Annotated in this window: 26 protein-coding genes and 1 tRNA gene; 14 read left to right on the top strand and 13 right to left on the bottom strand. The window is 59.3% G+C overall.

From position 1 onward, the window contains the following. Positions 1-27: 27 nt before the first annotated feature. The 4 genes from GOW56_RS06655 to GOW56_RS06670 form a co-directional block, all read right to left on the bottom strand. Positions 28-717 carry a DnaA ATPase domain-containing protein gene (locus tag GOW56_RS06655; protein ID WP_171205388.1) on the bottom strand — a complete coding sequence of 230 codons (690 nt, stop codon included), beginning with the start codon at positions 715-717 and terminating at the stop codon, positions 28-30. Further along, a complete protein-coding gene (locus GOW56_RS06660; RefSeq protein ID WP_152458709.1) occupies positions 718-1791 on the bottom strand; it encodes an AI-2E family transporter in 1074 nt (357 codons plus the stop codon). 89 nt (positions 1792-1880) lie between these two features. Then, complete coding sequence (locus GOW56_RS06665; protein WP_171205389.1) at positions 1881-2855, bottom strand: isopenicillin N synthase family oxygenase; 975 nt, start codon at positions 2853-2855, stop codon at positions 1881-1883. Continuing rightward, positions 2855-4219, bottom strand: a complete 1365-nt coding sequence (locus tag GOW56_RS06670) for an FAD-dependent oxidoreductase (protein ID WP_371807880.1) — start codon at positions 4217-4219, stop codon at positions 2855-2857. Before GOW56_RS06670 ends, GOW56_RS06665 begins: the two co-directional genes overlap by 1 nt. A gap of 190 nt (positions 4220-4409) precedes the next feature. On the opposite strand from GOW56_RS06670, the gene GOW56_RS06675 reads away from it, so the two are divergent. Both GOW56_RS06675 and proS read left to right on the top strand, forming a co-directional pair. Further along, complete coding sequence (locus GOW56_RS06675) at positions 4410-5228, top strand: methyltransferase domain-containing protein (protein ID WP_171205390.1); 819 nt, start codon at positions 4410-4412, stop codon at positions 5226-5228. Positions 5229-5299: 71 nt separating this feature from the next. Further along, positions 5300-6640, top strand: a complete 1341-nt coding sequence (gene proS / locus GOW56_RS06680; protein ID WP_152458706.1) for a proline--tRNA ligase — start codon at positions 5300-5302, stop codon at positions 6638-6640. Between the two features lie 116 nt (positions 6641-6756). On the opposite strand, the gene GOW56_RS06685 is transcribed toward proS, so the two are convergent. Beyond that, positions 6757-7116 carry a hypothetical protein gene (locus GOW56_RS06685; RefSeq protein WP_152458705.1) on the bottom strand — a complete coding sequence of 120 codons (360 nt, stop codon included), beginning with the start codon at positions 7114-7116 and terminating at the stop codon, positions 6757-6759. Between the two features lie 356 nt (positions 7117-7472). On the opposite strand from GOW56_RS06685, the gene GOW56_RS06695 reads away from it, so the two are divergent. Together GOW56_RS06695 and GOW56_RS06700 are read left to right on the top strand one after the other, a co-directional pair. Continuing rightward, on the top strand, positions 7473-8768 hold the full coding sequence (locus tag GOW56_RS06695; protein WP_171205392.1) for a lipoprotein-releasing ABC transporter permease subunit: 1296 nt from the start codon (positions 7473-7475) through the stop codon (positions 8766-8768). Further along, the gene (locus tag GOW56_RS06700) at positions 8761-9447 is read left to right on the top strand and encodes an ABC transporter ATP-binding protein (RefSeq protein ID WP_171205393.1); all 687 of its coding nucleotides are present in this window, start codon (positions 8761-8763) and stop codon (positions 9445-9447) included. Before GOW56_RS06695 ends, GOW56_RS06700 begins: the two co-directional genes overlap by 8 nt. On the opposite strand, the gene GOW56_RS06705 is transcribed toward GOW56_RS06700, so the two are convergent. Then, positions 9431-9868, bottom strand: a complete 438-nt coding sequence (locus GOW56_RS06705) for a DMT family transporter (RefSeq protein WP_171205394.1) — start codon at positions 9866-9868, stop codon at positions 9431-9433. The genes GOW56_RS06700 and GOW56_RS06705 overlap by 17 nt on opposite strands. Before the next feature lie 97 nt (positions 9869-9965). Between GOW56_RS06705 and GOW56_RS06710 the strand changes: the two genes are divergently transcribed. Beyond that, complete coding sequence (locus GOW56_RS06710) at positions 9966-10373, top strand: cytochrome c (protein ID WP_171167173.1); 408 nt, start codon at positions 9966-9968, stop codon at positions 10371-10373. Here GOW56_RS06710 and GOW56_RS06715 read toward each other — a convergent pair. Beyond that, on the bottom strand, positions 10370-11062 hold the full coding sequence (locus GOW56_RS06715) for a hypothetical protein (RefSeq protein WP_171205395.1): 693 nt from the start codon (positions 11060-11062) through the stop codon (positions 10370-10372). The genes GOW56_RS06710 and GOW56_RS06715 overlap by 4 nt on opposite strands. Before the next feature lie 42 nt (positions 11063-11104). Beyond that, positions 11105-11767: a DNA-3-methyladenine glycosylase I gene (locus GOW56_RS06720; RefSeq protein ID WP_171205396.1), complete on the bottom strand. Its 663-nt coding sequence runs from the start codon at positions 11765-11767 to the stop codon at positions 11105-11107. A 419-nt stretch (positions 11768-12186) separates the two neighbouring features. Between GOW56_RS06720 and GOW56_RS06725 the strand changes: the two genes are divergently transcribed. From GOW56_RS06725 to GOW56_RS06745, 5 genes are all read left to right on the top strand, one after another. Further along, positions 12187-13137 carry an ABC transporter substrate-binding protein gene (locus GOW56_RS06725; RefSeq protein ID WP_171205397.1) on the top strand — a complete coding sequence of 317 codons (951 nt, stop codon included), beginning with the start codon at positions 12187-12189 and terminating at the stop codon, positions 13135-13137. Positions 13138-13146: 9 nt separating this feature from the next. Further along, positions 13147-14196 carry a betaine/proline/choline family ABC transporter ATP-binding protein gene (locus GOW56_RS06730; protein ID WP_171205398.1) on the top strand — a complete coding sequence of 350 codons (1050 nt, stop codon included), beginning with the start codon at positions 13147-13149 and terminating at the stop codon, positions 14194-14196. Beyond that, the gene (locus GOW56_RS06735; RefSeq protein ID WP_171205399.1) at positions 14193-16259 is read left to right on the top strand and encodes a proline/glycine betaine ABC transporter permease; all 2067 of its coding nucleotides are present in this window, start codon (positions 14193-14195) and stop codon (positions 16257-16259) included. The genes GOW56_RS06730 and GOW56_RS06735 overlap by 4 nt, the downstream gene beginning before the upstream one ends. A 102-nt stretch (positions 16260-16361) precedes the next feature. Beyond that, a complete protein-coding gene (locus GOW56_RS06740) occupies positions 16362-17027 on the top strand; it encodes an NnrU family protein (protein ID WP_171205400.1) in 666 nt (221 codons plus the stop codon). 70 nt (positions 17028-17097) lie between these two features. Further along, positions 17098-17619: a DUF2478 domain-containing protein gene (locus GOW56_RS06745; RefSeq protein WP_171205401.1), complete on the top strand. Its 522-nt coding sequence runs from the start codon at positions 17098-17100 to the stop codon at positions 17617-17619. Between the two features lie 81 nt (positions 17620-17700). Here GOW56_RS06745 and GOW56_RS06750 read toward each other — a convergent pair whose 3' ends face one another. Both GOW56_RS06750 and GOW56_RS06755 read right to left on the bottom strand, forming a co-directional pair. Then, positions 17701-18375 carry a hypothetical protein gene (locus GOW56_RS06750; RefSeq protein WP_171205402.1) on the bottom strand — a complete coding sequence of 225 codons (675 nt, stop codon included), beginning with the start codon at positions 18373-18375 and terminating at the stop codon, positions 17701-17703. Between the two features lie 151 nt (positions 18376-18526). Further along, positions 18527-18610 (bottom strand) — tRNA-Tyr (locus GOW56_RS06755). 116 nt (positions 18611-18726) lie between these two features. Here GOW56_RS06755 and rlmB point away from each other — a divergent pair. From rlmB to GOW56_RS06770, 4 genes are all read left to right on the top strand, one after another. Then, positions 18727-19497 (top strand): 23S rRNA (guanosine(2251)-2'-O)-methyltransferase RlmB, encoded by a 771-nt coding sequence (rlmB, locus tag GOW56_RS06760; protein ID WP_171205403.1) that lies wholly within the window; start codon positions 18727-18729, stop codon positions 19495-19497. Positions 19498-19515: 18 nt separating this feature from the next. After that, positions 19516-19797: a hypothetical protein gene (locus tag GOW56_RS21765; protein WP_371807886.1), complete on the top strand. Its 282-nt coding sequence runs from the start codon at positions 19516-19518 to the stop codon at positions 19795-19797. A 97-nt stretch (positions 19798-19894) separates the two neighbouring features. After that, a complete protein-coding gene (locus tag GOW56_RS06765) occupies positions 19895-20353 on the top strand; it encodes a YHS domain-containing (seleno)protein (protein ID WP_171205404.1) in 459 nt (152 codons plus the stop codon). 196 nt (positions 20354-20549) lie between these two features. Then, positions 20550-21020 (top strand): CoA-binding protein, encoded by a 471-nt coding sequence (locus tag GOW56_RS06770; protein ID WP_152458690.1) that lies wholly within the window; start codon positions 20550-20552, stop codon positions 21018-21020. On the opposite strand, the gene GOW56_RS06775 is transcribed toward GOW56_RS06770, so the two are convergent. From GOW56_RS06775 to hisF, 3 genes are all read right to left on the bottom strand, one after another. Beyond that, positions 21017-21589, bottom strand: a complete 573-nt coding sequence (locus GOW56_RS06775) for a hypothetical protein (RefSeq protein WP_171114881.1) — start codon at positions 21587-21589, stop codon at positions 21017-21019. The genes GOW56_RS06770 and GOW56_RS06775 overlap by 4 nt on opposite strands. A gap of 69 nt (positions 21590-21658) precedes the next feature. Continuing rightward, positions 21659-21976, bottom strand: coding sequence for a phosphoribosyl-ATP diphosphatase (locus GOW56_RS06780; RefSeq protein ID WP_152458688.1), 318 nt, complete (start codon positions 21974-21976; stop codon positions 21659-21661). Continuing rightward, the gene (gene hisF, locus GOW56_RS06785; RefSeq protein ID WP_171114883.1) at positions 21973-22734 is read right to left on the bottom strand and encodes an imidazole glycerol phosphate synthase subunit HisF; all 762 of its coding nucleotides are present in this window, start codon (positions 22732-22734) and stop codon (positions 21973-21975) included. The genes GOW56_RS06780 and hisF overlap by 4 nt, the downstream gene beginning before the upstream one ends. Positions 22735-22808 lie beyond the last annotated feature (74 nt).

Genomic DNA, 22808 nt, shown 5'->3' on the forward strand with positions numbered 1-22808 from the left:
TGAGGATGCGAAATTGGCGGGTGCGGGTCAATCACCCGTCTCGATCTCGTCCGGGCTCATGTTCAGAACCCGCACGGCCAGGGAACGGGTGATGTCGCGCTTTTCCATAAGTGCCAATTGATCCAGTTGCGCCACTACGTCGGCCGCAGTTTCAAACCGACGATCCATGTGTTTGACCAGATAGGCGATTACCTCGGGGCCGGGGTTCAGCTGCCGATCTACGAACAGTTTGGCCAGAACCGCACCCAGCAACGCATCGTCTGGCGGATCCAGCGCCACGTGATGGGCGCCTTCGACCCGGCTTTGCAGGTCGGCCAGTGGCAATTCCCAGAGTTTCGGGGCCAGCCGACCAGTCATAAGCAGGGCGTTCCCTTCGGCCAGAACCAGATTATGCAGGTGAAACAGCGTTTTCTGCTGGTCGGGATCGTCGGCGATCATGGGCACGTCTTCGACGGCAATCGGCCTGCGTGCCAGATCCGGCACGTCGTCATACCGCAAATCCGCAGCCTGAATGATGCGCCCGCCGGTTTCCGCGGCCCAGACATGCGCCAGATGGGTTTTGCCCGCGCCAGCCGGGCCGGTCAGAACAAGCTTGTTTCCCGGCCAGGATGTGGCCGAGATCATCGCCACGGCCAAGGCATTGGCAGGCGACACAAAAAAGTCCTCTCGCCCGAGCGCAGTTTTGGCGGGCAGATCAAAGCTGAGTTGTCGGGCCATTTACTCGGTTTCCTGATCCTGACGTTCAAGACCGGTATAAAGTCGGCTGTCCAAGTACAGCGATGTGGCAAATCGGGCCAGCACGCCCAATGCTGCGGCCACGGGCACGGCGATCAGCATGCCGACAAAGCCGAACAAGGCCCCAAAGACCGACAGTGCCAGCAGCAGCCAGACCGGGTGCAGCCCGACAGAGCTGCCTACCAGTTTGGGTGTCAGGAAATTCCCCTCGGTGACCTGCCCGATGGCAAAGATCCCCGCGATCAGTCCGACATGTGCCCAATCACCCCAAAACTGAAATAGCGCCAGCCCGATGGCCAATGAGCCTCCGATCAGGGCGCCCAGATAGGGGATGAACGTGACCAGCCCCGCGATGAACCCTACGATCAGGCCGAATTGCAGACCGGCAAGCATCAGCGCGACGGCATAGTAAGTACCTAGGATCAGGCAGACCGTTCCCATCCCGCGCACGAAAGAGGCCAGCACGGCGTCAATCTCACCGGCCAGCCGCCTGATGGTGGGGGCGTGGTCACGCGGCAGGAGCTCTCCGATGCGAGCGACCATGCGATCCCAGTCCAGCAGCAGGTAAACAGCCACGACGGGCACGATCACCAGAAGGACAACAATGTTTATCGCGGACCCGAGTGAGGCAAGAACCGTTTGCAGAACATCCCCGGTCTTGGACTTCAGCATGTCGCCGAAGGACACCAGCATCTGATGAGTGTTTGATTCCCGGTCCAGCAGCGACGGGAATTGTTTTTCAATGAACCCGCGCAATTGCTTGAAAAGGTCAGGCAGAACGTCGATCAGATCCAGCAATTGAGTAATCAGGGCGGGCACGACCATCAGGATCGCCAATATAAACCCCAAAATCCCGATGACGGTGATGATGGCTGTGGCTGCGATGCGCGACAGGCCCAACCGCTCCAGCCGATCCGCAACGGGATCAAGGAAATACGCAATTGCTCCGCCTATGACGAAGGGCAGCAGGACATCCCCCAAAGCCCAGAGGATCAAAACAAAAACCGCAGCGGCGACGCCCCAGTATCTCAGCTGATCCTTTACCGGCAAAGCCATCGTGATCCCCTTGTTCAGGCCTTTGCAGGCGTTCTTGGCGCATCAAAGCCCATGATGCAAGCGCTTCATGGGCACGGGCTTTGCCCGTTTCAATCGTGCAACGTCCCCAGTTCAGGGGTGTCTTCTTCTGCGGCTTCATCGGGCCAGTTGGTGCGCCAGATTTCTGCCGACCAGTGCCCACAATGAACCGCCGGGCGGTCGAAACCGGGCAGGGCGGGCAACAACGGTTCAACAATGACGTCATGGCGGGGTACGGCGAAATAAGGGAAAGAATACCGTTCCTTGCCCGACCGGTTGACCACCCGATGTGGCGTGGATTTCAATCGCCCGCCTGACCAAAGTTCCAGCATGTCGCCGATATTCACCACGAAACCACCGAGTGGGCAGTCCGGTGAAATCCACTTGCCGCTGCGGGTCTGCACCTCGAGCCCGCCCACCGGATCGGGCGCGATGATGGTCAGTGCGTCCGTATCCTTGTGCGGATGGATGCCATAGCCCGCTTCTTCCGCGGCCTGCGGGGGATAGTGCAGCAATGTCATATTGGTCATCGGGTTGCGGAACGCGTCGCGCAAAATGCCAGAGGTCAAGTTCAGGCCGGATTCCAATGCGCCCAACAACACATCAGTGACCTGATCCAATTGACGCCAATAATCCAGGATGACCTCTTTGGCGCGGGGAACTTCGGCGGGCCACAGATTTGGGCCGTACAGGGCACATTCACTGCGCACGGGGTCGGTGGCGGCAACCTCGTGGTGCAGCTTGTAACCCTCGTATTTGTCGGCTTTGCCGGATCCGTCATTCGGTGTGAAAAAACCCATCGGGATATAACCGCGATAATTCTCGCGCGTGATGGCCTGATCCCATTTGCGGGCTTCATTGATGGCAAAGATCTCTCGTGTGGTCTGACGGACCTGATCCACCGTCTGCTGGGACACACCTGTCCCGGTGATGGACAGAAACCCGATTCCTGTGCAGGCCTCAATTATGCCTTGTACCGTTGCGGCAAAGGCTGCGCTGCCGGGATCGGACAGCGGCGAGATGTCTATTGTCGGAATCCTGTCCATCAGTGAATCCTGACCCCCTGACGCTCTAGTTCCGTGTGAACAGGTGCCAGGTTCAATTGGTCCAGGCTCTGATTGCTTTTCAGTGCCATGGCCGCCGCAATGCCCGCACCCTGGCCCATGACGGCGCAGCAGGCCATGTTGCGCGTGGCGGCATGGGCCACCCGGTCCGCACCATGCGACCGCCCAGCGACCAGCAGGCCCTTGACGCCCCTGGGCAGCATCGAGCGGTAGGGGACCTGCATGTACCGCCCCGTGGTCGGCAGGATCAGAATGCCATAGCCGTCGATGAATTCGGGGTAGATGCCGATCGTGTCCTCGAACCGGCCCTGATGGCGGGCGTCGTTTTCGGTCATGTTGTAGACCGCATCGATCTTGCGGGTGTCGCGGATACCGATGGTCATCCCGAAATTCCGAAGCCGCGCGTTCTCGCATCCCGGCATGAACCGGCGCAGCGCCTCGATGGCCAGCATGGTCTGACGGCGGCCTTCGATCTCGCCACGTGTCAGGCTGTCGGGGTCGGTCCCATCAATCTCGGCCAGATGGATGAGGTTCATGTAGGTCAGCTCGCCCGTGTCATGCATTGCGCCCCAGGTGCCGGCAATGGTATTCAGATGGGGCGGTATCAGCCCCTGATCGATGGCCTGCTGGAAGGGCTTGTGCACGAAGGGCGAAAACATGTCGTCCTCTTTGCCGCTGGTTTCGATGTTCCACTCACCGCCGCCGCCCCAGTCCTTGTAGGTCTGCGGATCGGCTTTGACGCCTTCCATAAAGGCGCGCTTGTCCACCCCGGCCAGATGGAACATGACAGAGGCCGCCATCATGTCCTCCCTAGGTGTTTTATGCGTCGGGGCCCCCGCGCGATGGGCCACATCGGCGTCGCCGGTGGCATCGATTACCACCTTGGCCAGTATCGCCTCGCGCCCGGCCTTGGATTCGGTGATGATGCCAGTGATCCGGTCGCCGTCCATTATCGGGGCGACGAATTGCCGGTGCAGCATCGGATGAACACCCGCCTCTTCGACCAGCTTGTCCGCCACCAGCTTGAACCCTTCGCTGTCCAGTTCATAGCTGAGCGACTGGCTTTCGGGCACCGCCGCGCCCATCTCTTTGGCGCGGGTTTCGAACTCCATCCCGATGCCGCCGGCCTCGACGGTTTGCTCGTGCCGGTACCATGCGAATCCTTCGACGCCGACGGCAGTGATGTTGCCGCCCATACAGCCGAACCGGTCAACTAGCGACACGTCTGCGCCTGCGCGGGCCGCTGCCAGCGCTGCTGCCAACCCGGCCGGGCCAGAGCCCACGACCAGAATATCGGTCTGGTGGATGACAGGTATCTGCCGGGCGGGTTCCTGAATTGTCTGCAACAGCGCCTCCTGGTGTTTGTGTTCCCGCCACAATTGAAATTCCCAATTGGCGGGTCAATCAAAAACCCGACTGACCTTGGGTCGCAAATGCGCCATTGCCGGGCGTCGCGTTCCCAGTCCGCCAGCGCAGAGAGCCGACGTGCCGGGCCGAAACGTGCTATACTGACGCCCTGCCTAGGGGGACGGAGCAATGCCCGACATCTATCAGAGCCTGGATCAACAGGGGGAAGACACGGTTCGCGTCGTCGCGGACCGTCTGGAGTTTCGCGGCGAAATGCCGGATTTCGTGAAAATGCGCGAACGCTATTTCGACCGGCTCGACTGGGCCTCGTGCCGCCGCATCGTCGATCTGGGCTGTGGCACGGGCGTCGTGACACGGGCGCTGGCCGACCGGGTCGGCCCGGAATGCGAGATTGTCGGGTCGGATCTGGCGGCGGAGCTGATCAAGGTCGCAATGGAAAAGACGGATGCCGCAGGGTTGGCGGACCGCATCCGCTACGAGGTCGCGGATTCCCGAAACACCGGTGACGGCCAAGGCAGCTTTGATATCGTCATCGCACATACGGTGATCAGCCATGTGGCGGACCCGACGGCGATGCTAGAGGAAGCCGCGCGGCTGACGCGGCCCGGCGGCACGATCGCCATTTTCGATGGCGACTATGCGTCGTTGACGATCGGTGCTGGCGACCCTGACGCCAACGCGATGGCGGTGGACGCAATCTTGCAGACGGTTGTCGGCAATCCGTTCGTTCTGCGGCATCTTCCGTTCCTGGCCCGGCAGGCGGGGCTGGAAGTTGCCGGTTTCATCCCGGAATTGCTGGCCGAGGCTGGCCAGACCTCGTTTTTCGGAAATATGATCGACGCCTATGTCGGCCCCTGCATTCAGGCAGGTGCAATCGACGTCGAGACCGCCTTGAAATGGGCCGAAGGTCAGAAAGCAGCCGCGCGGGAAGGCACGTTCTTTGGTTCGTGCAACTATTACACCTATTTGCTGCGCAAGCCTGAATGATGCGCCGCCTTGCCTAGCCTTTGTGGATCGCGTAGAGCATTCGGGCTTTCGCTAGACAAATAGGATCGTTCATGCGCCTCAGCCGTTACTTTCTGCCCGTTCTCAAGGAAAACCCGTCCGAGGCCCAGATCGTTAGCCACCGGCTGATGCTGCGTGCCGGGATGATCAAGCAGGCTTCTGCCGGGATATATTCCTGGCTGCCGCTGGGTTTCAAAGTGCTGCGCAAGCTGGAAAACATTGTCCATGAAGAACAGGCCCGGGCCGGTCACATCGCGATCCAGATGCCCATCATCCAATCGGCGGATTTGTGGCGCGAATCCGGCCGCTATGACGATTACGGGCAGGAAATGCTGCGCATGAAGGACCGGCATGACCGGGACATGCTGTTCACGCCCACGGCCGAAGAACTGGTGACCGATATTTTCCGCGGCCACGTGAACAGCTACAAAGACCTTCCGCTGACCCTCTATCAGATCCAGTGGAAATTCCGCGACGAAATCCGCCCGCGTTTCGGCGTGATGCGGGGCCGCGAGTTCTATATGAAGGACGGCTACAACTTCGACCTCACCAAGGAAGATGCGCTGCACGCCTATAATCGCCATCTTGTCAGCTATCTGCGTACCTACGAGCGTATGGGCCTTCAGGCGATCCCGATGCGCGCGGATTCGGGGCCCATCGGCGGCGATGACACCCATGAGTTCCTCGTGCTGGCTGACACTGGTGAATCCGAGGTCTTCTATGACAGCGCCGTCACCGATCTGACCTTTGGTGATCGTGAGATTGACTATGACAGCCGCGAACAGTGTCAGGCGATCTTGGAGGAGTTCACCTCGAAATACGCGCGCACGGATGAAACGCATGACGAGGCGCTGTTCAATCAGATCCCCGAAGAACGCCGCCGCGTGGCGCGTGGTATCGAAGTTGGACAGATCTTCTACTTCGGCACGAAGTATTCCGAGCCGCTGGGCGCCACCGTGCAGGGCCCGGATGGAAAACCGGTTCCGGTGCATATGGGCAGCCACGGGATCGGCGTCAGCCGTCTGGTCGGCGCAATCATCGAGGCAAGCCATGACGACAAAGGCATAATCTGGCCCGAGGGCGTGACCCCGTTCCATTGCGGCATCGTGAACCTGAAACAGGGCGATGAAGAAGCGGATGCGGCCTGTGACAAAATCTACAATGCTCTGACAGCCTTGGGGCTGGAGCCGCTTTATGATGACCGTAATGAACGGGCAGGGGGCAAGTTTGCGACCATGGATCTGATTGGTCTGCCCTGGCGGATCACGGTCGGGCCGCGTGGCCTGAAGAATGGTGTCGTTGAACTGACTTGCCGCCGGACCGGCGAAAGCGAGGAACTGAGCCCCGAGGCGGCCGTTACCAAAGTTGCTGAAATCTACCAGCAGATTGCCTGAGCACCGTCACCGGTGACTGGTCTTGCTGTCACGCAACACAGATCCATTTCGCGAAGGTGGCCATGCGATTGGCTTGGCCACCAAATGTGAACTGACCAATTCGATCGGTTGAGACGTCAGTCTTGGTCTGCCGTCGGGCGCGTTGCAAGGATATCTCCGTTGGCGCCATCGCCGCGTGCGACCACGATCGGACGGCCCAGCCGGTTGACCAGGTCGCGAAACTCAAGACCTAGAAACCGCAACCCGCAAACCCGCGCGTCCGTAGTGCGATCCGTGATACACAGACGCCCTTGCCGGAAAACCAGACGGTACCCTTTGTCTTTCAGGATATCCGTCAAGTTGCCCCAGCTTGCCGCGCTGGCAAAGATCGGCCGAATGGCCGCACGCAGCAGCGCCGCTGTTTCACAATCCAGTTCTTTTGATGCTTGGCGAGACGGAATAACCCCCGCACCGTTGGTTGAAATTTGAAAATTCATTGAGCGACCCCCGCTCCTTAAATGTGTTCCCCCACATACAGGGTGACAAAGTTTCTGAAAATAATCAAAAAGTGTAATAAAATTTCGCGCCCATTGTTGCTTTTTCGATTCAGGAGCTCACAAAGCGCGATGATTAACTTCATACATGAAACAATACCGGTTTGTCTGTGATGCGCTTCACAACTCATGGTGTAGCAGCAGATTTCCAAGTCATCCGTTTGGCCCAGTCGCCGTGCTGGGCAACCGGATTGATTCGGCTCGTTCAGGCTGAGGAACGGGTTCAAAGCGACAACCGGCTTGACCATCGGGTGAAATGCCGAAACTGTCCCCGCGAACATGAACACCCCGGAGCAGGCATGGCCAACACACCCCCGCCCTTTGCCCCTTTTGAATGGAAAATCGCATGGCGTTATCTGCGGGCCCGCAGGGCCGAGGGCGGCGTCAGTGTGATGACCTGGATTTCTCTGATCGGGATCACATTGGCAGTGTTTGCCCTGATCGCGACACTGGCGGTCCGGTCCGGCTTCCGTTCCGAATTCGTCGGCACCATCCTGGGCGCCAACGCGCATGTAACGGTCTATTCGTCAGGCGAGATTGACGCGCAGGGGCGGGTGGATCGCACAATCGCCGACTACGAAGAGCGCGCGGCCCGGATCGCACAAGTGCCCGGAGTTCAACGCGCGGCTCCTTTGGTGAAGGGGCAGGTGCTGATCACCAACCGCGACCGCAGCAGCGGGGTTGAAGTGTTTGGAATCCGACCCGACGATCTGCGTGATCTGCCCGGAATTGCCCAGGCAGAGCAGGCTGTGGGGGACTTGTCTGAATTCCAGGCGGGTGAGGATGTCATCGCAATTGGTTCAGGCGTGGCGCGCAGCATCGGGGCAACGGTCGGGGATGTCGTCAAGTTGACGTCGCCCAACGGCGTCAAAACCGCCTTCGGTACGTCGCCCCGCGTGAATGCCTATCGCGTTGTCTATGTGTTCTCGGCCGGGCGCTATGACATCGACCGCACGCGCGTCTACATGCCGTTTTCGCAGGCGCAGGGTTTCTTCAATCGCGAAGGTGTGGCCGATGAAATCGAAGTGATGGTGGACAACCCCGAAGACCTGGGCCCGATCCTGATTTCGATTCTCGAGGCCTCGGGCGAGCGCAGCCAGATATGGACCTGGCAGGATGCATCCGGTGGGTTCCTGCGGGCATTGGAAGTTGAAGACAACGTGATGTTCATCATCCTTTCGATCCTCGTTCTGATCGCCGCGATGAATATTGTTTCGGGCCTGATCATGCTGGTCAAGAACAAGGGCCGCGACATCGGCATCCTGCGCACCATCGGCCTGAGCGAAGGGTCGGTTCTGCGTGTGTTTTTCATCTGCGGCGCTTTTACCGGACTGATCGGTACGGCAATGGGGGTCATCCTGGGATGCCTTTTTGCGATCTATATCGATCCGATCTTTTCCTTCGTGAATTACGTGATGGGCGGTGGCGTCTGGGATCCGTCGATCCGGGGCATCTATGCCTTGCCCGCCGAGCTGCACCTGAGCGATGTGCTCAAGGCGATCGGCCTGTCGCTTGGCCTGTCCTTTGTCGTCACCTATTTCCCTGCCCGTCGAGCGGCGCGGCTGAACCCGGTCGAGGCGTTGCGCTATGAATGATGTCACATTGCGTCTGAAAGGTCTGACCAAGACCTATCTGAAAGGCAAACCGGGCGAGGTGCAGGTCTTGCGCGGAGTTGATCTGGATCTGCGCGCGGGTGAGGCCGTAGCGATGGTCGCGCCCTCTGGGGCAGGTAAATCAACGCTTCTGCATATCGCCGGTCTGCTGGACATGCCCGACGAAGGAACCGTCGAAATTGGCGGGCAGAACGTATCGGGCGAGGGCGACCGGACCAGAACCGCACTGCGTCGGCAGGATGTCGGGTTCGTGTATCAATTCCACCACTTGCTGCCGGAATTCACGGCATTGGAAAACATCACCCTGCCGCAACTGGCCAATGGTGTGCCGGACAAGGCCGCACAGGCCCGAGCGCTGGATCTGTTGGACCGTGTCGGTGTGGCCGCACGCGCCAGCCATCGCCCCGCCGCACTCTCAGGTGGGGAACAGCAGCGGGTGGCCTTTTGCCGGGCCTTGGCGAATGCGCCCCGTGTTTTGTTGGCGGATGAACCGACGGGTAATCTGGACCCCGAAACCTCGGATCAGGTCTTTGATACACTGATGAAGCTGGTGCGGGACGAAGGGTTGTCGGCGTTGATAGCAACGCACAATCTTGACCTTGCGGCGCGCATGGACCGGATGGTCCGGCTTGAGGGCGGGGTGCTCAGGCCAGTTGAGTGATCGCAACGCCAATGGCCATGACGGCGATCCCGCCCATCCGCATAAGCGTAAGCGGTTCGACCTGTGCGCCGAACAGGCCGAAATGGTCGATGGCCGCAGCGCTGATCAATTGCCCGAGCAGCACAAAGAACACGGCATTGCCCACCCCAAAATGTGGTGCGACATGGGTGATCGACAGGACATAGAACGCAATCAGGACACCTGCAAGCAACAGGTGTTTCGGCGCATTGGCAATCTTGGACAAGGCCGCAAATCCGGGAAACAGCGCCATGACCAAGGCCGAGGCGATGAAGGCGATCGCAAACAGCACAACGGCTGCCGCAGTTGGCGACCCGATGACTTTTCCCAGCGCCGCGTTGAGCGCGGCCAGGATCGGAATTCCAAATCCGGCTGCCAGCATGATGGCGGCGTATTGTGTCATTGCCCGAAACCTCTGTACCTTTTTCGTTGATCTGGATCATTGCGCCAAGACGGTCATCGGGCAACCCTGCAAATGCCAATCCAGGCAGGAGGATACGATGTTCAAGGCAACAATCAGTGTAATGGTTCTTGGGGTTTCGGCTGCTGCCTCGCAGGCCGCCTGGGCTCAGGACGCGAAGACCGGAGAGGAACTCTATATGCACCATTGCGCGACCTGCCACGGAATCGATGCAATGGGCCAAGGTCCGATGGCAGCCGTGCTGGTGGTTCAACCGAGCGATCTGACCGCTTTGTCCAACGAAGAGGGCGTGTTCCCGACTGCCCGCGTTGTCTCCCGCATTGATGGTCGGGATCCGCTGGTCAGCCATGGTAGCCCAATGCCGGTTTATGGTCCTTATTTTGACGGGCAGGACACATCCATGAAAACGCCGCAGGGTCAGCCAATTCTGACGAGCCAGCCCATCGTGGATCTGGTAGCCTACTTGGAGACCTTGCAGCAGAATTAGGTTCCGCTGCAAATCCCGTCGATCTCGGCCTCGCTCCAGGGAAGCAGGATTGCGCGCTCTCGCCCTTTTTGCGGAAGCGGGGACAGATCAAAATGCGCGCTCAGCATCCTGTGCAGCCGTTTGGTTCGGGTGGCCTGAGGGTCCAGCGCACGGCAGCAAACGTATTCCTCGACGATGGCGCCCTGCTGTTCAAACCCGTAGGACAAGAAGTCCGGCGAGGTTTCGAGGTCAAAAAGATACGGGTCGCTGCGCCCACCATGTTCCGCCGCTGCTCGCAACGGGTGATAACCGGTGGTCCGGCGATTCTGCCACTGCCAGACATGCGTCAGTTCATGGGCCAGCAGCATCGCGGCCACCAGATTCATCTGATCCGGAAAATCGGACATGTAGTCTTCAAGATACCAATCGCGCGCAAAGTAGACTTTGTTGAACAGGGCCACGGCCGCGGGCCTGCCGGTCACGGGCCCGGGCTCTACCGGAGGAAGGATGCGCTCGCGACAGGCCAGACGTGGCCGCTCTTCGCGGAAATACGTCACATTGGCAACCGGCGCACCTTGGACCAATCGCACGCTGTCAAGATTCAGGGTTTCGCCCTGAATGGCATCCGCAAAGTTGCGCTCTTGCTTTGTCAATGGACGGCCGCAAGAGGACAGCAATAAAAGAGCACACAGGAATACGCGCAGAACCATGAGGTGAATCCTAGTCCTCTGCTTGCGATCCTCAAACCGTTTTCACAGGCTCATGGCCAGAACCCGGCTGATTTCCGTCAAAGACCGCCCGGATTGATCCATCCAGGAATTGAAGGCCCGTTGCACCGCCGCCATGGCTTTTTTCGACGTGGCGGGTTTGTCGATCACACCTTCGGCGATCAGACGGGCGGTGACGTCCCGCGACAGAATGAAACTGTCGCGGCCCGCAAAACGCATCGCATATTGCGCCGAAGCCCCGCCAAGACGAGACCCGCGTTTGGCCAGCATGGCAAGAAGGCTGACATAGTCATCAGAGGGCCAGCCCCCCAGAACCTGGCCCGCGCCGCCTTCGTCGCGCAGTTCCAAAAGGAACGCCGCGTTGTCCCGCACTGCTGCGATCTTGGTTCCATTGCGGACAATGCGTGTGTCTTGCAGCAGGGAATCGAACTTTTCATCATCCATGAACGCACACCGGCCCACATCGAAACCGTCAAAGGCGGCCTCGAATCCATCCCATTTGTTTTCGATGACCTTCCAGTTGAAACCGGCCTGAAAGACGCATTTCGTGATGATCGATAGCCACCGGTCGTCGGGCATTGCCGCCAGTTCTTCGTGGCTTTTGGGCTTGGTCAGCTGTGCTTCAAAGGCTTCGACCCCACCGTGGCGAGAGGCGGCAATATCAAAGATCTCGTCAAATGAACGCATAAACCCAACCTCAAAGCTATCTTAGGAAGAGTGTTTTGTTTTGCCTTCCTTTTGCAATGGGAATTTTCGGTGTTCGAAAGCCACCCGACCGGAAATGAAACTCGGCCCGAACAAGAAAAAACACTGAACTGTCAAAGAAATCCTCGACAAACGGGTTCAAAACGGTTTGTGATTGACTCGTCAGTCAACATTCCGTGCCCCGGGGCGGAGGATATTGGCGGGTCGGGCAGGGGCCCTTGCGGCGCCTGCGGGGGAAAATCTACGCATCAGCGGCAAGAAAGCTGCGCTGTTACAAACTGATCACTTTCCTTTTCCGACCAAATTTGTGCATGTTGCGGCATGGTATTGTCATCAGACAAAGATACCGGCGGGAAACCCCTGCCGGGGTGGGCAAAACAAATAAGACAGGGAGAAAATCCATGAAAAAACTGAGTGTAAGCCTTATGGCCCTAACCGTTGCCGGTGCGGCGCAAGCGGCGGATATGGGGGCCGTGGACGAGCCGATCAAACTGGCGATCAACGAATGGACCGGTCAGCACGTAACCACGCATGTGGCGGGTGAAATGCTCAAGGCCGCTGGTTATAACGTAGAATATGTGACCGCCGGCATGATGAACCAGTTCCAGGCGCTGGCCGATGGAGACATCGACGCGACGCTTGAAATCTGGTCGTCCAATGTTTCGGATGAATATGCCAAGAAGATCGAGGAAGGCACGGTTGTCGAAATCGGCGATCTTGGCCTGGATGCCAAGGAAGGTATCGCATACCCGGCGCATGTCGCTGATCTATGCCCCGGCTTGCCTGCGTGGGAAGCGCTGAAAGACTGCGCGCAGGTTTTTGCCACGGCGGAAACTCTGCCCGGTGGCCGTCTGGTCGACTATCCGGCCGACTGGGGCACACCTGGTGCGGATCGCATGGCCGGCCTTGAGCTGCCGTTCAAGGCTGTCCCCGCCGGTTCCGAAGGCGCATTGATCGCTGAACTTCGCGCATCGACCGAGCGTAAATCGCCGCTGCTGATCACATTCTGGCAGCCGCACTGGGCGATGTCTGCCTATGACGTGCAGTTCGTTGAACTGCCCGCAGGCGAAGAGGCATGCTTTAACGATCCGGCGTGGGGTCCGAACCCGAAAGCGGTAAACGATTGCGACTTTTCACCATCTCGCATCTTCAAAGCCGGCTGGAGCGGCATGGAAGAAAAGTGGCCCGCCGCCTATGAAATCCTGTCCAACTATCAACTGGCGGTCGAAGACCAGCAGCCGATGATGGGCGCGATTGATGTCGACGGCGGCCAGGTCGAAGAAGTTGTCGCCGCATGGATGGCCGAGAACGAAGACAAATGGCGTCCTGTTGTCGACGCGGCGACCAAGTGAGCCACTTAGGTGACTGACACGACTATGCCAGCCATTGCCTGCCGGAATCTCTGGCAGGTCTTTGGCCCGGGCGCTGACAAAGCCCTGACCGACGCGCTGTCTCGGTCAGGGAATGACGCTGACAAGGCCGCCGCAGACCTGCGGGAAAACGGGTTCATTCCGGCGGTTCAAGATGCCAATTTCGAGGTCAGGGAAGGCGAATTGTTCGTCATCATGGGCCTGTCGGGCTCGGGCAAATCCACGCTGATCCGCTGTATCTCGCAACTGCTGCCCGGCACGGGTGGTGAAATTCGGGTGGATGGCGAGAATGTCATAGGCGCCTCGAAAAAGGCCCTGACCGAGCTGCGCCGGAAAAAACTGGGCATGGTGTTCCAGCATTTCGGCCTGTTCCCCCACATGACCGTAGCTGAAAACGTCGCATATCCTCTGCGCGTTCAGGGCGTTGGCAAAAAGGAACGGCTGGACCGCGCGCAGGAAGTGATTTCGCTGGTTGGTCTGGAAGGGCGCGAAGACAGCTTCCCGCGACAGCTTTCCGGCGGGCAGCGGCAGCGGGTGGGTATCGCCCGCAGTCTTGCCGTAAACCCTGACATCTGGTTTCTGGACGAACCGTTCTCGGCGCTTGATCCACTGATCCGTCGCCAGTTGCAGGATGAATTCCTGCGCATTCAAGCGACGTTGAAGAAATCCATCGTCTTCATCACGCACGATATTCAGGAAGCGCTGAAGCTGGCAGACCGCATCGCCATCATGCGGGATGGCAAGATCGTGCAGATCGGCACGCCCACGGATATCGTCCTGCGACCCGTCGATGACTATGTGCGCGAATTCTCGAAGGATGTCGCCAAGGGGCAGCATGCCAAAGTCGCCTCGGTCATGCGAAACGAGGCAGAGTGTGGCCCGGATGATCCCGGCCTGACTACGTCGATGACACTGGACGCGGCCCTGGCCCATTGCATGGAACTATATGAACCCGTGCCGGTGCGGGATGCCGATGGCTATGTCGTTGGCACGGTGCACCCGTCCGATCTGGCTGCCGCGCTTCAGGTGGACGAAACATGACCGCCTTAACTGAGGTTCCGACGCAGCACGGCGCGCGGCTGACGGCGGGCGCCAAGGCCGCCCTGATTACGGTTGTCGTCGGTGCGGTTTGCCTTGCACTCGAGGGCATCGCCCCATGGCTGGTCAAATGGCCCGCCGCGTGGGAACTGCCTGCAACCCAATGGGTGGGCGCGTTTCTGGATTGGTTTCTGAACCTGATCAAACCGGCGATGCGGTTGTTCTCGGATATGATGACCTATCCGATGAACTGGGCGAATTTCGTTCTTGGCAATACGCCATGGCCCATTCTGATCGGGATCGTGACCGCGCTGGGCTGGTACTTGGGCGGTTTGCCCATGGCGGCGCTGGGCTTTCTGGGCCTTAGCTTTGTCCTGGCGTCGGGTTACTGGGCTGAGAGCATGAACACTCTGGCCTTGGTCGCAGTATCCGTTCCGGTGGCGTTGATTTTGGGTGGTGGCATAGGCATCCTCGCCAACGAGGTGCCGCGGGTGAAATCCTTCGTCCAGGCGGTTCTGGATGTCATGCAGACGGTGCCGACTTTTGCGTATCTGACACCGCTGTTGCTGCTTTTTGGCTTTGGCCCCGTCGTCGGTCTGATCGCCTCGGCCATCTATGCCGCGCCGCCCATGGCGCGCAACGTGATGCTGGGGCTGGAACGGGTCGAGCCCGAGATCAAAGAGGCCGCCATCATGTCCGGAGGCACGCGGTTTCAGCAACTGTTTCAGGTCGAAATTCCCGCCGCCACCACGCAGATCATGGTCGGTGTGAATCAGTGTCTGATGGCGGCCTTGTCCATGGTCATCATTGCCGCCGTCATCGGCGGGTTCAACGATATCGGCTGGGAGGTTCTGCTGACCATGCGCAAGGCGCAGTTCGGGGAGTCTCTGATGGCGGGTCTGGTCATCGTGGTCTTTGCCGTCGTCATAGATCGCATGAGCGGCACCTTGGCGACCGAGCGCAAACGTTATGACAGCCGGGTTGTCTGGGCGATGTTGGGTTTCGCCGTGGTCTTCACCGCCGCCTTCTGGGCGTGGTTGCCGAACCCATCCGAACTGACCTTGCTGGATCCGATGGCCGAGGCCGTGGACAGCGGCCTGACCGCGTTCACTCAGGCCAATGGCCCATGGTTGGATGCGCTCAAGAACAACTCACTGTTCTATGTGCTGCTGCCTTTGCGGATCGGTCTGGATCAGGCGGTCCTGCCCTTCACCTGGGGCTTCCAGTGGACGGCGGGCATGAGCTTTGGCCTGTTTGCCGCAGGTGCCGGGATCGCGCTGTTGATGGCATGGCGTGGGCGGCTGACGGGTGGTCTGATCGTACTGATCCTGATTGGAATGCTGGAAACCGGCATTGCCAACCTGCCGTGGCCCTTTGTCCTGACCGGCGCCGCTGCTCTGGGCTGGGTCGCGGGGGGCTGGCGTCTGGCGGCGCTGTGCGTGGGGCTGCTTTGCACCATCCTCGTTTCGGGCCTGTGGGAGAGAGCGCTCTTGTCGCTTTACCTGAGCGGTGCGGCGGTGTTTTCCTGTGCCGTGGTCGGCGGCCTGATCGGCCTTGCCAGCGCGATTTGGGAGCCGGTGTGGAAAGTGGTCCATCCGATCTGCGACATGTTGCAGACAATCCCTCTGTTCGTGTTCCTGATCCCGGTCCTCATGGTGTTCCAGATCGGCGAGTTCTCGGCCTTTCTGGCAATCTGTGCCTATGCGATCGTGCCCATGATCCGCTACACGCGGCACGGGCTGGTCAACACGCCGGACGAGATGATGGAGGCCGCGATCTCAAGCGGTGCGACCGACTGGCAGATCATGCGCGACGTGCGTGCGCCCTATGCCGCGCCCACGATCCTGCTGGGGTTGAACCAGACCATCCTCTATGCCTTTGCGATGCTGGTGATCGCCGCATTGATCGGCACCACGGGTCTGGGGCAGTCGATCTATCTGGCGCTGGGTCAGGCGGATGTGGGGCTTGGCATTTCGGCCGGGGCCGCGATGGCGATTCTGGCGCTGATTGCCGACCGCATCGTGCAGGGGTTTGCCGAAGAACGCCGCGCGGCGCTTGGGTTGTAAACAGGGCAGGGGCGATGCACCGCCCCTGCGCCGAACTTGATTTTGGACAAGGATACCAGTGCCGTCCTGATCTAGACCGATCCCAATAACGCGGAGATCACCATGACCGGTTGGGTCCTATTCCTTGCAGCGCTCGTCACATTCCTTCTCAGCCACGCGATTCCGGTGCGACCCGCCATACGCGGACGGCTGATCGATACACTCGGACGCCGGGGGTATTTCACGGTCTATTCGGTTCTGTCGCTGGCCGTCCTGGCGTGGTTGATCATTGCCGCTGCCAATGCTCCTTATGTCGAGGTCATCCCGCCATATACGGTTTTGCGCTGGGCGCCGGTTCTGATCATGCCGGTGGTCTGCTGGCTGGCTGTTGCGGGGCTGATCATTCAGAACCCGTTTTCGTTCGGGGGGCTGGGCAATCGGCCATTTGACCCAGAACAGCCCGGTATCCTGCGCACCACCCGACACCCGATCCTTGCCGCGCTGATGCTGTGGGCGGTGGCACATCTTCTTGCCAATGGCAGCCTGTCACATGTGATTCTGTTCGGCCTGTTTGCCGGTTTCGCGGTCATGGGCATGGCCCTTGTCGACCGGCGTAAGTCGCGGGAAATGGGCTTTGAATGGGTCCGCTTGTCCCGCAACACGGCGCGGTTCTCACTGCGCGCACCGCGTCCCTGGCCGCGTCCCGGGGTGTGGCTGGCCGCGCTGGCCGCCTATGCGGTTCTGCTTCACCTGCACGCCCCTGTGATTGGCCTGTCCCCGCTTCCGTGAACGAGGGAGTGGCCGGGCGGTGCCTTGCGTGCTATTTGAAACGTCACAAACGAATTACAAGAGGTCCAAGATGCATCTGGCCTATGTCACCACCACCGATCGCGGCGCGACGGACCGCCTGCTGAGCGCCGTTGCGGACCGCCTGCTGGCGTCCGGAGCAAAACTGGCCGGTGTCGTGCAAACAAACACGGAATGTGCCGACAGCAGCAAATGCGATATGGACTTGCGCGTGCTGCCCGACGGTGAAACCATCCGCATTTCACAGTCGCTGGGCACCCAGTCGCGTGGCTGCCGTCTGGACCCGGCAGCGCTGGAACAGGCGGTGGGATATGTGACTGCCTCGCTGGAGGGCGCGCCCCAATTGCTGATCATCAACAAATTCGGCAAGCATGAATCCGATGGGCGTGGATTCCGCCCCGTGATCGGCGAAGCGCTGGCGATGGATATCCCGGTTCTGGTCGGCGTGAACGGTTTGAACGAAGAGAAATTCCAGACCTTCGCGGATGGTGCAGCGGAAGCCCTTCCGGCGGATCTGAATGCAATCGAGGCGTGGTTCAACAAGGTCTCGGAACTGCGCCCGGCGGCGGAATAGAAACTTCCAAACTCTTGGTTAAGAGACAAAAAGCGGCGCTGAAAAACAAATCAGCGCCACTTTTTTTAATGTTGGGTGCACTTAGGTTGTCTTAAGCCTGCGGTACCCGAACAGGCCCAGAACGGCACCGAACAAAAGCAGCCCGCTTGCGGGCAGGGGGACCGGTGCAACCTGCAAATTATCCACGTTGAATTCGCCACACCATTGGTCGCACCAAACGGTGTTCGACCCAAGGCCAAAGGGGAGTTTGACCGCGTTGGGGACGTTCAGCGTGATCAACAGTTGATCAATGGCCGTGAACCCACTGGAGAAACCAAAAGTGTTCAAAGCCGAAGGTCCGAACGTCTGCGTCGCAACCGTGGCACCGTTCAGAAGCCCCGAAAATGTCAGGGTTGGAACTGTCGCAGTACCCGCCTTGAGCCACTGGTTGTAGGCCTGCGTTCCAAGTGCGGGTGCAGGGCCGGATCCGGTCTTGAACACGCGCGACAATCCTGACAGATCCACGGATTGTGCCGTAAACTTCGTCCCGTTTACGGCCTGCACCACCGTTGACAGCACACCGTTGTCGTCGTGCAAGTTGATCTGATTTCCAAAGTTGTAGACGGGTGCATAGTCAAAAGTGAAACCTTGGCTGGTTCCTTGAAACGTTGTCAGCCCGCTTTGAGGATCATTCGGAAAGTTATTGTCAAATGTAATAGTCAGCGCATTCGCTGCGCCTGCGACACAAACGGCAAGTGCCGCCAAAAGCAGTCTCATAACATGTCCCTCGCAAATACGTTAACAGACTAGCGGGCGATGCGCGGTTTCGCAACTTTTACGAGTCTTTGCGGCCGTTATTGCGCAAAAGCATGCACGTGAGCACGCACGGGCAAGGCGTTCTGGCCATCTTTGAATTCTACGGGAAAGATGGTGGGCGACCCTGGAATCGAACCAGGCGTGCGTCTCCGCGAGGGAGTTACAGTCCCCTGCCACACCTTGCGGCCTGTCGCCCACTGTCAGGCGTTGCACCTGACGTGGAGGCGTGATTACTAGCGCACCAAAGGAGCGTCAACAGGAAAATTTCGCTTTGGCGCAGGAAACCGAATTCCCGGCCCGGAGGCCTGAAAAATGAAGAAACCCAAATGGGTCGTTGAAAAGGAACAGGCACGCAAGGCCGCGACTGCTGAAACCGTTTGGCTGTTCGGTCTGCATGCAGTTCGCGACGCTTTGATGAACCCCAATCGGCAGAAACTGCGCTTGATCGTAACGCGCAACGCGCGGGACAAACTGGCGGAAGCGATTGAATTCTCTGGTATCGAGCCCGAGATGGCTGATCCGCGCAAGTTTACGGCACCCATCGATGCAGGCTCGGTGCACCAGGGTGCCGCGCTGGAGGTAAAGCCGCTGGATTGGGGCGGTCTGGCCGAAAATTGCATCGGTCGGGAAAATCCACGCGTTATCCTTCTGGACCGCGTTACGGACCCGCACAATGTCGGGGCGATTCTACGCTCGGCCGAAGTTCTGGGTGCCAGTGCCGTCATAGGCACCCGCCACCATTCCGCGCCCGAGACTGGGGCCCTGGCAAAAACCGCCAGCGGCGCGCTGGAGCGTCAACCCTATCTGCGGATGCGCAACCTGGCCGACACAATTGTTGAACTACAGAATATGGGATTTCTGGTCCTTGGGTTGGACGGTGAAGCAGAGGTAACGATCGAAGGCGCGCTGAGCGACGGTCGGGACCGCCCCGTCGCACTTGTTCTGGGGGCGGAAGGCCCGGGATTGCGCCAAAAGACGAAGGAAACCGTGGATCAATTGGTGAAAATTGACGCAGCCGGGGGATTCGGATCGCTGAATGTCTCAAATGCGGCGGCAATCGCCTTATATGCATCCCGGCCCTGACAAAAAAAGGAGAGCGTTATTTCCGGTCCATCCAAAATTGCGACCTGCTGCTATTGCGGGACCCGGGCTGCGCTGGTCCTGAGGGGCAAAGAGCGCCACGAGCTGAGCTGTTCCAGTTGTGGCGCACCTTTGCACGATCTGAAGATGCTGCCCAAGCGTAAGGCTGCGCCTGCCAAAACGGTGCGATCTGCGGTTTCTCATGCCCCTCCGCGGAAGACCAAGCGAAAAAAGAAGAAAAAGAGCATGTTCTCGCGCGTGTTCGATGAAGCCTGGGATGTGATCGAAGACATTTTCGATTGACCGTTTTTGGGTGAAGATCGTTCACATCCACGTCAACAGGGGTTCCGCATGCAGCAAAAAATTGCATCTTGATACCCCAGTGATTTCAGATTCTGACATGGCAATGCTGACCCGACGTTCCACACTTGGCGCGCTGTGCGCCTTTTTTCTGGCGCCTGCCACGTATGCGCAGGAAAGGCCCGTTTACTACACCACCGAAGGGGTGGCGTTGGCCGGGTATGATGCCGTGTCCTTTTTCGACGGTTCTACGCCGATCATGGGCATGCCCGAGAATTCCGTGGTATGGAAAGGGGCGAGGTGGCATTTCACCTCGCAGGAAAACCGCGAGCTGTTCGAAAGCAATCCCCGTGCTTTCGCACCGCAGTTCGGCGGGTATTGTTCATATGCGATGGCGATGGGAGTTCTGAAGAGCTCGGACCCCAAGGCCTGGAAGGTCGTGGATGGTCGTCTGTACCTGACGCACTCGATCGAGATCGAGGAAATCTGGCAGCAGGATCAGACAGAATACATTGAGTTGGCTGAAGAAAACTGGCCGGCAATCCTTTATCGAGAGTAAGCGAGAATCAGCTAATTGTGAAGAGTCATCACAAAAATGCGCTGCCCCTCTTTTTTTTACCAAATATATGCCTAAATGTCACAATGACCGCGGAATGGAACTGCCGCGGGTCATTTCACTGTCCCTCGTTCCAACAACTGGCGCCCAAGGCTTCTTGGGCGCTTTTTTCTTTTTGGAACCTTGCTAAGGATAGGGTATGCCAGACTATTCCGATCAGCAGCTGAGAGCTATTCTGCAACGCACCAAGACCGTTGCCGTTGTCGGAGTGTCCATGAACCCGGTGCGGCCCAGCTATTACGTCGCCCGCTACCTGTCGCTGAAAGGGTTCAACGTGATCCCGGTCAATCCGGGCCATGCCGGGAAAGACCTGTTTGGCCAAAGGGTACGCGGCAGCCTTTCGGAGATATCCGAACCCGTGGACATGGTAGACATCTTCCGACGGTCCGAATCCGTGCCGCCCATTGTGGACGAAGCGTTGGAGGTGTTCCCGTCCCTCGGAACGATCTGGATGCAAATCGGGGTTGAACACCCTGAAGCGGCAGCCAAGGCCAAGGCCCGCGGGGTGGACGTCGTGATGAACCGCTGTCCGAAGATCGAGTATCAGCGCCTGTTTGGCGAGCTGCGCATGGGTGGGTTTTCCACCGGGATCATCTCGTCCAAGCTTTAGGGCGTTGCTGGCTGATAGGGTTTCAGGCGGGCAACCTGTTCCTGTCGTCGTTTTTCCAGCACCACGTCCCGAGGGACCCAGTCATATCGGGTATCCTCGACCAGAGGTGACCAGAACAACACCCCGCCATAGCGCCACGGGTCCAGCACGACGCCCTCATACAGCGATTCACCCTTGCGACTGATAATCGCCGTGCTGTGGTCGATCCTCAGCGGATTGTCGGCGTTGGCGATGGCGCGGTGCAATTCCAGCGTCTGGAAGTTTTCCTGTTTCAGACGACGCTCGATATCCTCGGCCCAATGCCAGCACAGACCACGCGGGCGCAATCCCTTGTTGACCTTCGCATTGTGGATCAGCGGCGGGTCGGTGATCTGGTATTCGTCCACCAGTTGCGCGGTATAGGAATAGGCGACTTGCGCTGCCCGGCGGGCTTCTTCCGGATCGATATCCGGGCCAAGCCGCTGAATCTCGGCTGTCAGGCGTTGTACCTCATCCCCGGTCGAGGGGGGAGGCGCCGCACATGCCGCAACGATGGCAAGCGTTGCCACAAGCATCAAAATTCGGATCATGTCGCGCCCTCGGCCTGCCATTCTGACGCCCGAGTATAGCGGCCGTTGCGGCGGCGCGGAACCCGGCCGTTACCCTTTGGGGCGGGCTGCCTTTTCAGCAATGCCGCTGATGCCCTGACGGTGCGCAAGTTCGGCCAGAACATCCTCCAGCGCCACGTCTCGGGCGGCCAGCATGACCAGCAGGTGATACAGCACGTCTGCTGCTTCGGCGGTCAGCTTGGCCTGATCGCCCTTCGTGGCTTCGATGATGGCTTCGATGGCTTCTTCACCAAATTTCTCGGCGCATTTCTCGGGACCCTTTGCAAGCAGCTTGGCTGTCCAGCTTGAATCGGGGTCAGCCCCTTTACGCGCCTCAATCGTGGCAGCAAGGTCGTGCAGAATGCTCATGTCAGCCTCATCGGAATGCCTGCGGCGGCCATGTGTTCCTTGGCTTCGCGGATCGTGTATTCTCCGAAATGGAAGATCGAGGCTGCAAGCACCGCACTTGCGCCACCTTGGGTGACGCCTTCGACCAGATGATCCAGATTGCCGACACCGCCGCTTGCGATTACGGGCACGTCCACTGCATCGGAAATCGCACGGGTCAGTGGCAGGTTGAAACCAGCCTTGGTGCCGTCGCGGTCCATCGAGGTCAGCAGGATTTCTCCGGCGCCTTTGGCGACAACGGTTTTTGCGAACGCGACCGCATCAATGCCTGTTGGCTTGCGGCCGCCATGCGTGAAAATCTCCCACTTTCCGGGGCTGACCGTCTTGGCGTCGATGGCACAGACGATGCACTGGCTGCCGAATTGATCTGCCGATTCCGCGATCACGTCGGGATTGGCAACGGCTGCCGAGTTGAAACTGACCTTGTCTGCCCCCGCCAGCAACAGGGCGCGGACATCATCCTTGGTGCGAACCCCGCCGCCGACGGTCAGAGGTACAAAGCACTGCTCGGCCGTGCGCTGTACCACGTCGAACATGGTGCCGCGGTTTTCGTGGGTTGCGTGGATATCCAGAAAACAGATTTCGTCCGCGCCTGCGGCGTCATACGCCTTGGCCGATTCCACGGGATCGCCCGCATCGCGCAGACCGACGAAATTCACGCCTTTGACCACGCGGCCATCGGCAACATCAAGGCAGGGAATGATCCGGGTCTTCAGCATCTGATTGTCCTTCGTTGCCGGACCTTTACCGACAAAGCGCCGCCGATGCCACAGACGTTTTGCCGCCCATGGCC

It is taken from the genome of Ruegeria sp. HKCCA0235A (assembly GCF_013033235.1).
GTDB lineage: Bacteria > Pseudomonadota > Alphaproteobacteria > Rhodobacterales > Rhodobacteraceae > Ruegeria.